The sequence below is a fragment of the Kitasatospora purpeofusca genome (assembly GCF_042691725.1).
GTDB lineage: Bacteria > Actinomycetota > Actinomycetes > Streptomycetales > Streptomycetaceae > Kitasatospora > Kitasatospora purpeofusca_B.
In genome coordinates, this window is the sequence record NZ_CP170483.1 from 6,989,806 (window position 1) to 7,001,662 (window position 11,857).

An 11,857-nucleotide genomic window follows, 5' to 3' on the forward strand; every position below is an offset into this window, starting at 1 on the left:
GCCGAGCGGCCCGGTCCTCGAAACGTCGAGGACCGGGCCGCTTCACCTCTGGAGCCGGGGGAGCGGGATCCCGAGCTCCCATCGGGGCCCGCGCGACCAGATGCCCGTCTGGCACACCTACCCGATCGGCGGTGGCCTCACCTCGAACGCAGGACCGGGCGGAGCAGGTCGAGGACGCGGGTCCAGTCGTACTGGTCACGTGCGGCTTTGGACTTGGGCGGGTGGGGTGTCTGGTCGGCGATGAGGACGCCCATGGAGCGGAGCCGCGCGAGGCTCTCCGTGTAGGCCGGGTGGGCGGTGAGGGCGGAGTTGACGAAGGGCTGGGCGGCCATCGGGACGCCCAGCCCGTAGGCCTCGCAGAGGATGCCGAGGGCGAGGGTGTCGGTGATCCCGAGGGCCCACTTGTTGATGGTGTTGAACGTGGCACAGCCGACCGCTATGGCGTCCGCCGGGGGCAGCGGCCGGGGAGTGCCGGGCGTGCGCCAGGCGGAGCGGACCGGGTAGCCGGTCTGCTTCTCTATGGACTCCTGATCGATGAACCCCAGCGCGTTGGGCGTGGCTATCACCCCGACCTCCCAGCCTTCGGCGTGAGCGGCGGTGATCAGTGCGTCGACCCCGCCGGCCACAGCCGAGGCGCAGACGACGGCGTAGAGAAACGGCGTACGGTGCTCGTCCAAGTCGGAACTCCTCGTTGTAGTGACGGACACGCCGTTCACCGGAGCGTGCGGACCATGACGGCGAAGCGGGGCGAGTCCGGAAAGGGCTGCCTGAAGCCGACCGCGCTGTAGCCCCAGGACTCGTACAGCCTCTGGACCTTCGGGTGGCCGGGGTCGACGAGCAGCACGGCGAGGTCCTCGGGCCGGTTGTCGATCAACGCGGACTGGAGCTGTGCCGAGACGCCCTGCCCGCGCCAGGCAGGGCGGATCATCAGCTCGGAGAACCCGAAGGTGGCGCACAGTTCGGGCGGATTGGCGATGTGCTCCCGCCACCACTCCCGGCCGGCGGACAGCGGCGCGCCGTAGGCGAAGCCGACCGGTTCGCCACCGTCGTACGCGACCACGCAGGCGAAGCCCGCCAGGCTCGCCCAGTGGTCGACGAACCACGGGAAGCGCTGCACGAACTCGTCCTCGGCCAACTCGGCGGCGTACGCTTCCGCGTGGACGTCGAGCAGCATCTGCCGGAACCCGTCGGGCAGCGTGCCCTTCTGGTAGTGGCGTAGCTCGATCACACCCGCCTCCGTTTGGAACCGTGGTCGCCGCCAACTCTCGCACGGCCGGACTGCCGGTGCGGGCGGGATCACAGATCACGCCGTTCCCGGCCCGAAGCGGACAGAGGACTTCGGGCCGGCCGGGCCCGTGCGGCGGCGGGCACGCGGTCGTCGTGGCCTACCGTCGGCAGGCCACGATGCCGCCGAGGCAGGTGATCTTGAACGAGCCTTGATCCGCGATGATGCCGGTAGCGATCTGGTGCGCGCGCTCGACGGTCTCCCGGAACGGGACGCCCGACTGCTCGGCCCACGCCTCGTAGGAAGCCAGATGGGCGACCAGCGGGGCCGGGTCGGTGAGTTCGATGACACCAGGCAGTTCCCGGACCTGAACGCGGCCGAAGGCCGCCCCGAGGTAGTCGGGGGCCTTCTCCAGGGAGAAGCGTGAGCTGAGGGAGACCCGTTCCGGCCCGTGAGGGATGCCGAGAATGTCGCCTGCCGCCCGCGCCCAGAGTTGGTCGAGTTCGCGCTTGTCCGTGTCGCTGTTGGTCGATGCGAGAAGAACACCCCCGGGGCGCAGGACACGGGCAAGGTCCTTGATCGCGGCCTCGATGTCACCGACGTGGTACAGCATGTGCAGGGCCAGTACGGCGTCGGCGCTTCCGTCGGCGAACGGCAGCGCCTCGGCGTCGGCGACGAGCACAGGCTTCTCCACCTCGGCGAGGATGCCGGCTGAGATGTCCACCCCCACGACCCGCAGGTCGGCGCGGTCCCGGTTCAGCCGACTGACGAATTTGCCATTGCCGCAGCCGATATCGAGCACCGTGCCGCTGGTGGCGGCCAGTTCGGCGGTGATGAGCCCCGGCAGGTCGTACCGCGGTTGTTGCCAGCGGTAGATCGACTGGCGCGCGAGCAGGTGCCGGTCGTCGGCGTAGGCGCTGTTGACGAGGACTGCGCGGTCGGCGACTGCGGCGCGGCGACGCACGGTGCTACTCGTCATGTTGCCTCCGCTGGCGGACCCGTTCAGGCCGGACGAGGTGCTCTGGCAATGGCAATTCCAGGACCATTCTCACGTGAGACCTCGGGCTCCCAGCACATGCCGGCCATCATGTGCTCGGACTGCCGGCGTGGCAGCATCTCCAAGAGCGTCGAGGATACGCACGGCATACACCTCGGCCCCGACTGCGTAGAGGAACGGCCTGCGCTGCTCGGTCAAGGCCCGACTCCCTTGGAGAAAGCACATCCCGCCTTCTTCGGCGGGTATCGTCCGCACTGGTTGCTATGAACGGAGTACCAGTATGCCCAGGCACATCTCCGAGCACATCGGCGAACGCATCGCCAAGTACCGCAAGCTCCGGCGGCTGACCCAGCGTGAACTCGCCGCCCGCGCCCACATCTCCTACAGCATGCTGGCCAAGGTCGAGCAGGGCGTCAAACCGGCCACGCCCGCCGTGATCGCGGCCATCGCCCGCGCGCTGTTCGTGCAGACCGTCGACCTCACGGGCCAGCCCTACCTGGCCGAGCTGCGACAGGACGAGCTCGACATACTGATCCAGCCGATTCGCGAAGCCCTCGACCTGTACGACCTCGGCGCCGACCCCGATGTCCTGCCCCGCACGGTGGACGAACTGCGCTCCGAGGCAGATCAGTTGTGCGCGTTGATCCGCGAGACCCGCATCAAGGATGCCGCCCGTGCTCTGCCCGGCCTGATCGCCGAGGCCACCACGGCCGCGCACACGGCACCGTCCGACGCCGCGTGGCAGGTGCTGGCGAGCACGTACCGCACGGCTTACGACATCACCACGAAACTGGGCTACAGCGACCTCTGTGTCGTAGCCCTGGACCGGATGGCATGGGCTGCCGAACGCGCGTCCGACCCGGTTCTCGCCGGGGTCCGCCAGTACCTGCGCTCGATCGTCTACCTCCGCTCGGGCCAGTTCGACCTGGGCAGGCGACTCGTCGGGGTCGGTATGGCCACCCTCGAACAGGCGGACGTCGGCCGGGTCCGTGACGTGGCGGTGGGACAACTCCACCTCGGCGCCGCCATGCTGGCCGCACGGTCCGGCGACGGCGACACGTCGGCCGAGCACATCTCGCTGGCCGCGCGAATCTCCGAGGCCACGGGCGAGGCCGTCCGAGTGCACTGGCTCTCCTTCGGCCCGACGAATGTGGCCGTGCACCAGGTGGCGACGCTCGCCGAGCAGTACAAGTACGCAGAAGCCGTCCAAGTCGCCGAGCAGGTCCGGGTTCCGGACGAATGGCCCGCCTCACGGGCGGCCGCCCACATCGCGGAGGTGGCGCGGGCGCAGCTGTGGATCGGGCGGCCCGAAGCATCGTTGACGTCGTTGCAGCGCGCCCGTGAGATCGCTCCCCAGCAGATGCGCTACCACCCGATGATGCGTGAGACGGTCACCGGACTCGTCTCCGCACACCGATCGACGCCGGGCACGCTCACGGGCCTGGCGCACTGGGCAGGAATCGGATAATCACTCATTGGAGCCGGAATTCGCCGAAGAGTGATAGACCGCTCCTTCTCCAGCGGTGACCGCCGAAACGCCCGATCGTCATAGGCCGTCTCCTCACCGCACTGCGGCTGCGCGAGCCTGCCTTCAGTCGGATCTCCAACTCCGCACCGCCGTCACCATCTCCCTTGGCCCTCTTCGCCAGCTTCCCAACACTCGCCGAAGCCCAGTCGGCGAGGGCGGAGAGAAGGCATCGCTATCCCAGGTAGACCTTCTGCCATTCCAGTGAGGTCATCGTGAGCGCCGCCTCGGCGAGTTGCCGGGCCGATTCCGTCTTCAACCGGGCGAGACTGCTGTCGATCCAGGGCTGGACGTTCTGGTATCCCTGTTCCCGGTACTCGACGGCCTGGATCAGGCATTCGAGCTTGTCGGCGTCGTGCGCGACGACCACTTCGAGGCTCTCTCCGTTCTCGTACTCCTCGACGATCGCCCGCACACCCGTCACAACGGCTGGGTGAGCGGCGCTGACCTGGTCGGCGGTGACGCGCTCGTTGTCCGCGGCGGTGACGTACCGCCGCCCGATGTGCGGGATGTCACCGACGCGGGTCTCCTGTGTGTCGTGGAAGAGGCACAGCAGAGCTACCTTCGCCGGATCGGCACCCTCCATCATCGCGAGCACCGCACCGACGACACCGGCGCGGAAGGAGTGCTCGCCGATGGTCTCGGGATCCTTCACACCGGCGATCCACCAGCCCGACCGCTTGGCCCGCTTGAGCATCCCCGCCTCGAACAGGTACCCCGCAGTACCTTTCGCCTGCTCGTTCTCGGTCATGGGTACCCCGTCTCTCTCCGGTGTCAGGTCTGCTGCGGCACACCTACCCGATCGGCGTGGGCCTCACCTCGAACGCAGAACCGGGCGGAGTAGGTCGAGGACGTGGGTCCAGTCGTACTGGTCGCGCGCGGCTTTGGACTTGGGTGGGTGGGGTGTCTGGTCGGCGATGAGGACGCCCATGGAGCGCTCGCCACGTCGAGGATCACCTGATCGTCCGGAGCATGGAGTCGTAACGGGGCGAGTCCGGGAAGGGCTGCATGGTGCCCATCTTGGTGTAGCCCCACCGCTCGTAGAGAGCCCGGACCCTGGGGTGGCCCGCCTCGACGAGGAGGTTCGATCGGTCCTCGATCCGGTGGCTCAGCAGTTCCTCGTGCAGGGTGCGTGCCACTCCGGTTCCGCGCCAGGCCCCGCCGACCATGATCTCGCACAGCGCGAAGGTCCTCGTGTCGGTCTCCTCCAGGACTTCGGCCGGCGCTGGGGTGACCAGGCCGTGCCACCGGTAGCCAGCGGTCCGGGCGAAGCCGTAGGCGTAGCCGACCGCCTCACCGTCGACCTCGCCGAGAGCGCAGCCCCAGCGAGACTGGCGGGCATGGGCATGAAGTCGCTCGGTGAACCGCTCGACGGAGAAGAACGGATCGTTGGCCGCCTCCACGACGTAGATCTCGGCGTACAGGTCGATCAGCTTCCGCTCGATGACCGGCAGGCCTTCGCTGGTGTAGTAGCTGACGGTCAAGGTGGCGGCCACGACGTTCCTTACAAGTGGGAGTTGGTCCGGACGTCGAAGCGTTCCACGAAGCTCCGCGCTGCGGGTAGACCGATGCTGGCCACCTTCTGCCTGAATCCGCCGAGGCGAACCGCCCACCGGAGGCAGTTCACTGACGACAGGAGGTCGAGCGCCTGCCCTGCTGCGGTGACGGCCTCCTCGGTGCGCCCGGCGGCAAGGTAGCACTCGGAAAGGTGGACCAGCGTGGCGAAACGGTTGCGCCTGAATTTGGGGTCGAGGAGGCGCATGCCCTGCTCCTCCTGATGAGCGGCATGATCGGGCTGGCGCAGCTCCATGTGCACCATCGCTGCCGAAGCGAGCAACTCGCCGGGGCCGACGAAGGCAAGCCAGGCCGAGGCGCCGTTGTCCCTGGCGCGGTCGAGTGAGGCTTCGGCGCGAGCAAGGGCGTTCCCACTACGTGCGCCCTCACCGGATGCCGCATAGCCGAGGGCCAAACGGCCATGGAGTAGCGCGCTGAGCCGGTGATCTCGGCTGTTCCGGGTGGCATCCAGGGCGGCGCGGGCGATGGTCACGGTTTCCATGGCGCGACCCAGTTCCCATGACTGTCGGGACATGTAGGCCCAGATACGTGCTTGCAGCATGCGGTCACTGGCCAGCAGCGCTGCCCGCAGGCCAGCATCGAAGTTCCTGCTCGCGCGGACATGGTCACCACTGTCGAAGCAGAACCATCCGCCGCTGGCATGCAGCTCTCCGAGGACCTGATAGAGCGACTTCTCGACAGCCGGCCCATACAAGCACCGGCTCATAGCGGCTTCGATCTGTTGGACGAAGTCCTCGGTGATGTCGGCGAGCTGGGCGCCGCCGTAGGTGTCATCCACGGCATGGAGCTGGTCGATGCTCTCTCGGATGCGGGCGACATCACTCGCCCCGATCCGTCCGGAGGTCGGCAAGGGTGCGAGCGCGAAGGAGAGTAGGTTCCCAGTAGCGGCGATCATGAACTGGCGACGGTGCACGTGATCCTCCTGAGGTTCAGCAGCGGCCTCTGTCAGCAGCGTAGGGCTGGGTTGGAGCAGAGCAAGCTGCCGGGATCTCGTACCCGAAAGAGTGAAGCCGAGCTGGTGGACCTCCACCGCGAAGACGTCCATGAGGGCCACGAGGTTGTGCAGCTGAGGCAGCGCGGTGTCCCCGGACAGCCACCGACGCACCTGGCGATCGGTGGCGTTCCCCGGCCGCCCGAATCGTTGCTGCTCAGCAGTGTTGACGGCCTGCGCGAGCCTGCCGGCGGACAGACCTGCTTCGTTCATAAGTATCTGCAGGGCGACGTTCGGGCGACGGGGTGCCATCTGCGCTCCTCGATCCGTTGCGGAGAAATTACCCGCTGTCACAAGGTCGTCAATCCTGCAGGAATGTCCGGAGGCGTGAACGCGACCGCCGGGGAATGACCTATCCATCGCTGAGTCACGAGCGGTTGACTGTCAGTCAGCGGCCGGTGGTCAGGGCGGGGAACGAGGCGTCCTCCGGAAGTTCCGGTTCGCTGGCCCGCGTCGCCGCGCGTTTGCGCCGGTACGGGCCGCCGCCCCAGCACGGCCCCTTATGGGATCCGCGGTGGCGCGCACGCACGCCGACTGCTGCCGACTGGCAGCTCACCAGGAGGGACACGTCCATGGACGACAACGACCAGCAGGACAGCGGTAACCACCACGAAAGCGACGACGCGAACCACCAGCACGACAGCAACAACCAGCACAGCGACGAGTAGCCCGCTCCCGTGACGCCGAGTCTCCCGGGTTCCAGCATGGGCCCGGGAGGCTCCCGACCCACGAGAGGTAAGAGGTGAACCAGCCCGCCCCGGCACCGCTGCTCCCCGTTAGCTCTCCAGGGGGAGTGGTCACCGATGCGGGCGGTTCGCCCCGCCGCTACGGCATCTTCCAGTACTCGCCGAACGCCGGCGTGGACAGTTGGACAACCAGTTACGGCCCGTCCGGAACGTGGCCCTTGTGCGGCTACGGATCCTCGACCAGATCAGCAAAGGGTGCGGCGGACGCACCGAGCAGAGGTGGCAATAGTGAGCGCGACCAAGGTGCGGCCCTGCCCGCAGGCCCCGATCGACGCGAAGAGGGCCAGCTGGACGGTCGACCGCGCGCCGAGCGCGGTCCCCAGTCTCCGCACGAACGCGGTCGCCGTCCTCCAGACGTGGGGGCTCGACACGGACGGCGACCAGTCGTTCGCCGCGATCCTCGTGCTCACGGAGCTGGTGACCAACGCGGCCCGGTACGGCCGGCCCCGCCTTGGGCTGATCGACGTTGACATGTGGTTGGACTGCGACCGCGTCGTCATCGCGGTCATGGACAGCACCACCGACACCCCGGTGAGACGCGATGCCGGTGTCGATGACGAGTCCGGACGCGGCCTTCGGCTGATCGGCGCCTACGCCGAGGCGAACGGCTACGAGCCCCATCGCACCGGCAAGCGGGTGTGGGCCGCGATCGGTCCGCACCCCGCCCCAGAGGACGGAGTCCTTCTTCTGGACGCCGCAGAGGCTGCGGTTTAGCCCCGCGCCCCCTTCCTGTGCCCATCTCCTTCCTGTAGCCCGCCCTCAAGTCGGATCCTCCCCGGGGCATACCGGACGAGTTGCCGCCAACCCCACCTGCCGACACCTCACCGAGGACGCAACAACCTGTGATCAGCAACGAAGTCGCCGGCCTGCACGCCCAAATCGTCGTGCAGACCTGCACGGTCGTCGGAGGCCTCACGCTGACCACCCTGTTGCCCCCGTCGGTGCTGCGGCTGCTGCCCCGTCGGCGGCCGCTCGCGGACCGGGTCGAGGGCTGCGCGCGGCTCAGTGAACGTACCGATGTCGACGAGTCTGTGCCCGTGCTCACCAGTGGGTCCGAAGACATCGGCAAGACCGCCCTGGTCGCTGGCCTCGTCCACGGCCAGATCGACCCTGGCCCACACTCGTACGCCAACCTCGGCGGTAGCAGCGCGTCCGGCCGCGTTCGGGTTGCCGATGTCCTCCGCGACCACTGGAGCCGGACGTGACTCTTTCGTCGGTCGACCGGAAGAACGACGGCTCCGAGGAGGACAGTTCGCTGCCTGGCGCCGATTCTGTGCGGATCTGGGCTGCATATGGGGTGTCGATGGCGGCAGCTTTCCACCTCGTCGTTGCCGTCGTGGTGCTGATCAACCGCTCCCACTGAACGCCGCCCGCGCTGCCGGACCGGCAGCGCGGGCGGTAGCACCAACTCCGACTGAAAGGAGTGCCGCTGTGACCACATCCGAACCGAAGCGGCCCAGACCGAAGCCCGCGAATCCGCCGACGCCCCGGCCGCCGGACCGGTAGGCGACAGCACAACAGAGGAGGACCCATGAGCTGGGGAACCGACAAGGACAGCAACGGCAAGCACGGGGGCAAGAAGGACCCCGGGACCGCCAAGCCGTCGCCCGACGGGGCGCGGCCGTTGCCCGACCCGAAGCACCGGAAGGACGACGACAAGAAGTGACGGACTCCGTGCATCCACCGGAGCAGGCCGCCGTGCGTGGCCTGCTCCGGGCCGTCGGCGAAGTGCTCGGCGGTCCCGTTCCGCGCGAGTGGCAGGAAGCCCTCAAGGCCATTCCGCGTCATCGCTTCCTGCCGGAGCGGATCTGGTTGGCGGACAGTGACGGCGGTTATGAAGCTGCCGACCTTCAGACGGCTCATGACCGATGGTTCGAGGCTGCCTATGCCGATGTGCCGATCGTGACCCAGGTCAACGATGGTCAGGAGTCAGTCGATATCTGGCCCTCTTCCTCGGCCTCCGCTCCCTCGATCGTCGTCCGGATGCTGTGCGACCTACGTCTCCGGCCCGGGGCGCGGGTGCTGGAGATCGGCACCGGGACCGGGTGGAACGCGGCGTTGCTGTCGCACCGGCTCGGTCCCGAGAACGTCGTCTCGGTCGAGATCGACTCAGACATCGTCCGGCAGGCGCGGGCGTCGCTCTACGCTGCGGGCCTGGATGTCGACGTGATCTGCGGGGACGGCGCCGATGGTTGGACTCACCGCGCGCCGTACGACCGGGTCGTCTCGACCTGCTCGGTCCGCCGGGTCCCGTGGGCGTGGATCGAGCAGACCCGTCCCGGTGGCACCGTCCTCACGCCGTGGGACAACCCGATGATCTGCTGGGGCCTGCTCAGGCTCACCGTCGGACGTCACCAGGCGCAGGGCCGGTTCAGTCCGCACTCGGCGTTCATGCTGATGCGCACCCAACGCCAGGACCTGCGGATCTTCCGCGACGTCGTCCGCGACGAGCACGTGCCGGAGAAGGGCCGAACCTCGCTGGCGCCCCAGCAGGTCACCGGCGAGGCCTGGGAGGCCCGGTTCGCGCTCGGGCTGCGGCTCGGCGACGTGTGGACCGCCTGGGAGGAGGACGCCGCCCGGCTCTGGGCGGCGAGCACCGACGCCCGGTCCTGGGCCGCCGTCGACCTCGATGGCACCGTGTGGCAGTACGGTCCGCGCCGGCTCTGGGACGAGGTGGAGGAGGCCCACCGCTGGTGGGAGCGGCAGGGGAGGCCGGGGCCGTCCCGCTTCGGGCTGACGGTCACCGAGGGGGAGCAGTGGGCCTGGTTGGACGCGCCCACCCGGCCCGTTCGCAGGGAGGAGCGTTGAAGAACGCTGGAAGGCCCCTGCCGAAGGGGCCTTCCAGGGCCGGGCTCAGCGGTGCTTGAACACCGGCGGGCGCTTCTCGGCGAAGGCCGCCATGCCCTCCTTCTGGTCCGCCGTCGCGAAGGCGGCGTGGAAGAGGCGGCGCTCGAAGCGGACGCCCTCGGCGAGGGTGGTCTCGAAGGCGCGGTTGACGCTCTCCTTCATCATGATCGCCGCCGGGGTGGACATCCCGGCGACCTTCTCCGCCGTCGCCAGCGCCTCGGCGAGCAGCTCGTCGGCGGGGACGATCCGGGAGACCAGGCCGGCCCGCTCGGCCTCCTCGGCGCCCATCATCCGGCCGGTCAGGCACAACTCCATCGCCTTCGCCTTGCCGACCGCCCGGGTGAGGCGCTGGGAGCCGCCGATGCCCGGGATGACGCCGAGCTTGATCTCCGGCTGGCCGAACTTCGCGGTGTCGGCCGCGATCAGGATGTCGCAGAGCATCGCCAGCTCGCAGCCGCCGCCCAGCGCGAAGCCGGCCACCGCCGCGACGACCGGCTTGCGCAGCGCGCCCAGGCGGTCCCACGGGCCCAGCCAGTCGTCCAGGTAGACGTCCGGGAACCGGTTGCCCTGCATCTCCTTGATGTCGGCACCCGCCGCGAACGCCTTCGCCGAGCCGGTGATCACCAGACAGCCGATCTCCGGGTCCCGGTCGAACGCGGTGGCCGCGGCCACGACCTCGTTCATCAGCCGGGTGTTGAGCGCGTTGAGCGCCTCCGGCCGGTTGAGGGTGATCAGGCCGACCCGGCCCTTGCGGTCCACCAGGATCGTCTCGTAGGTCTCGGTCTCGGTCTCGGTCATCGCCGTTGACTCCCATTCCGTTGCGCGCTCTGACGGACCCCACGATCTACGAACCGGCCCGCCTCGCGCCAGTCTCGGTCCGCGAGACGGTCGTCACCCGTTCGCAGGTCAGGCGATGGACCAGTCCCCGTCGGCCGGCGGACCGAAGAAGGCGGACACCGTCCGCTCGTCGACCCCGGCGAGCGTCGACGGGGACCAGCGCGGGTTGCGGTCCTTGTCGACCACCTGCGCGCGGATGCCCTCCACCAGGTCGTGGTGGGCCAGGGCCGCGCACGAGACCCGGTACTCCTGCGTCAGGCTCTCCTCCAGCGAGCCGTGCGCCCGGGCCCGCCGCAGGGCGGCCAGCGTGACCTTGAGCATCGTCGGCGACCGCTCGGCCAGTTCCTCGGCGGCCTGCTTGGCCTCCGGGACGCCGCCGGCCGTCAGCCGCGCCACGATCTCCTCCACGGAGTCGGCCGCGTAGCAGGCGTCGATCCACGCCCGCTGCCCGGCGAGCGGCGCGGTGGGCGCCGGTTCCGCGTACCGGGCGAGCACGTCCTCCACCGGTGAGTCGGTGAGGTCGGTCAGCAGGTCCGGCAGGCGGGCCGACGGCACGAAGTGGTCGGCGAAGCCGCACAGCAGCGCGTCCCCGGCCGTCATCGAGCCGGCGGTGAGCGCCAGGTGGGTGCCGAGCTCGCCCGGCGCGCGCGACAGCAGCCAGGTCCCGCCGACGTCCGGCACCAGGCCGATCCGGGTCTCCGGCATGGCCACCACCGAGCGCTCGGTGACGATCCGCACCGACCCGTGGGCGGAGACCCCGACGCCGCCGCCCATGGTGATGCCGTCCATCACCGCGACGTACGGCTTGGGGTAGCGGGCGACCAGCGCGTTCAGCCGGTACTCGTCGCGGAAGAACGCGCGCGTGCCGGCCCCGCCCTCCTTGGCGTCGTCGTGGAACGCCCGGATGTCGCCGCCCGCGCACAGCCCGCGCTCCCCGGCGCCGGTCAGCACGACCACCCGCACCGCGTCGTCCCCGGCCCAGGCCTCCAGCGCCGCGCGGACGTCCAGGACCATGCCGTGCGTCAGCGAGTTGAGCGCCCGCGGCCGGTCGAGCACGATCCGCCCCACCCGGCCGTCCCGCCACGCCCGAACCTCGTCACCCATTGTCCCCACT

At 69.3% G+C, this 11,857-nt stretch carries 14 protein-coding genes; 6 read left to right on the plus strand and 8 right to left on the minus strand.

Translation table 11 applies throughout. From position 1 onward, the window contains the following. Positions 1 to 137: 137 nt before the first annotated feature. From ACFCLZ_RS30075 to ACFCLZ_RS30085, 3 genes are all read right to left on the minus strand, one after another. A complete protein-coding gene (locus tag ACFCLZ_RS30075) occupies positions 138 to 677 on the minus strand; it encodes a flavoprotein (RefSeq protein ID WP_380281035.1) in 540 nt (179 codons plus the stop codon). Positions 678 to 712: 35 nt separating this feature from the next. Beyond that, positions 713 to 1,174 carry a GNAT family N-acetyltransferase gene (locus ACFCLZ_RS30080; RefSeq protein ID WP_380286325.1) on the minus strand — a complete coding sequence of 154 codons (462 nt, stop codon included), beginning with the start codon at positions 1,172 to 1,174 and terminating at the stop codon, positions 713 to 715. Positions 1,175 to 1,385: 211 nt separating this feature from the next. Then, positions 1,386 to 2,204, minus strand: coding sequence for a class I SAM-dependent methyltransferase (locus tag ACFCLZ_RS30085; protein ID WP_380281036.1), 819 nt, complete (start codon positions 2,202 to 2,204; stop codon positions 1,386 to 1,388). A gap of 298 nt (positions 2,205 to 2,502) precedes the next feature. On the opposite strand from ACFCLZ_RS30085, the gene ACFCLZ_RS30090 reads away from it, so the two are divergent. Continuing rightward, the gene (locus ACFCLZ_RS30090; RefSeq protein WP_380281037.1) at positions 2,503 to 3,690 is read left to right on the plus strand and encodes a helix-turn-helix domain-containing protein; all 1,188 of its coding nucleotides are present in this window, start codon (positions 2,503 to 2,505) and stop codon (positions 3,688 to 3,690) included. Between the two features lie 232 nt (positions 3,691 to 3,922). Here the strand turns inward: ACFCLZ_RS30090 and ACFCLZ_RS30095 are convergent, their stop codons facing one another. The 3 genes from ACFCLZ_RS30095 to ACFCLZ_RS30105 form a co-directional block, all read right to left on the minus strand. Then, on the minus strand, positions 3,923 to 4,498 hold the full coding sequence (locus tag ACFCLZ_RS30095; RefSeq protein ID WP_380281038.1) for an HD family hydrolase: 576 nt from the start codon (positions 4,496 to 4,498) through the stop codon (positions 3,923 to 3,925). A 202-nt stretch (positions 4,499 to 4,700) separates the two neighbouring features. Next, entirely contained in the window at positions 4,701 to 5,243 is a 543-nt protein-coding gene (locus ACFCLZ_RS30100; RefSeq protein ID WP_380281039.1) for a GNAT family N-acetyltransferase, read from the minus strand. Positions 5,244 to 5,251: 8 nt separating this feature from the next. Next, entirely contained in the window at positions 5,252 to 6,565 is a 1,314-nt protein-coding gene (locus ACFCLZ_RS30105) for a hypothetical protein (RefSeq protein ID WP_380281040.1), read from the minus strand. A gap of 722 nt (positions 6,566 to 7,287) precedes the next feature. Here ACFCLZ_RS30105 and ACFCLZ_RS30110 point away from each other — a divergent pair. From ACFCLZ_RS30110 to ACFCLZ_RS30130, 5 genes are all read left to right on the plus strand, one after another. Further along, the gene (locus ACFCLZ_RS30110) at positions 7,288 to 7,773 is read left to right on the plus strand and encodes an ATP-binding protein (protein WP_380281041.1); all 486 of its coding nucleotides are present in this window, start codon (positions 7,288 to 7,290) and stop codon (positions 7,771 to 7,773) included. 128 nt (positions 7,774 to 7,901) lie between these two features. Then, entirely contained in the window at positions 7,902 to 8,264 is a 363-nt protein-coding gene (locus tag ACFCLZ_RS30115) for a hypothetical protein (protein WP_380281042.1), read from the plus strand. Next, the gene (locus tag ACFCLZ_RS30120; protein WP_380281043.1) at positions 8,261 to 8,422 is read left to right on the plus strand and encodes a hypothetical protein; all 162 of its coding nucleotides are present in this window, start codon (positions 8,261 to 8,263) and stop codon (positions 8,420 to 8,422) included. The genes ACFCLZ_RS30115 and ACFCLZ_RS30120 overlap by 4 nt, the downstream gene beginning before the upstream one ends. Positions 8,423 to 8,590: 168 nt before the next feature. Beyond that, the gene (locus tag ACFCLZ_RS30125; RefSeq protein ID WP_380281044.1) at positions 8,591 to 8,725 is read left to right on the plus strand and encodes a hypothetical protein; all 135 of its coding nucleotides are present in this window, start codon (positions 8,591 to 8,593) and stop codon (positions 8,723 to 8,725) included. Then, on the plus strand, positions 8,722 to 9,867 hold the full coding sequence (locus tag ACFCLZ_RS30130) for a methyltransferase domain-containing protein (protein WP_380281045.1): 1,146 nt from the start codon (positions 8,722 to 8,724) through the stop codon (positions 9,865 to 9,867). Before ACFCLZ_RS30125 ends, ACFCLZ_RS30130 begins: the two co-directional genes overlap by 4 nt. A 45-nt stretch (positions 9,868 to 9,912) precedes the next feature. Here ACFCLZ_RS30130 and ACFCLZ_RS30135 read toward each other — a convergent pair whose 3' ends face one another. Together ACFCLZ_RS30135 and ACFCLZ_RS30140 are read right to left on the minus strand one after the other, a co-directional pair. Then, on the minus strand, positions 9,913 to 10,704 hold the full coding sequence (locus ACFCLZ_RS30135; protein WP_380281046.1) for an enoyl-CoA hydratase: 792 nt from the start codon (positions 10,702 to 10,704) through the stop codon (positions 9,913 to 9,915). A 108-nt stretch (positions 10,705 to 10,812) separates the two neighbouring features. After that, positions 10,813 to 11,847: an enoyl-CoA hydratase/isomerase family protein gene (locus ACFCLZ_RS30140; RefSeq protein ID WP_380281047.1), complete on the minus strand. Its 1,035-nt coding sequence runs from the start codon at positions 11,845 to 11,847 to the stop codon at positions 10,813 to 10,815. Positions 11,848 to 11,857: the final 10 nt, after the last annotated feature.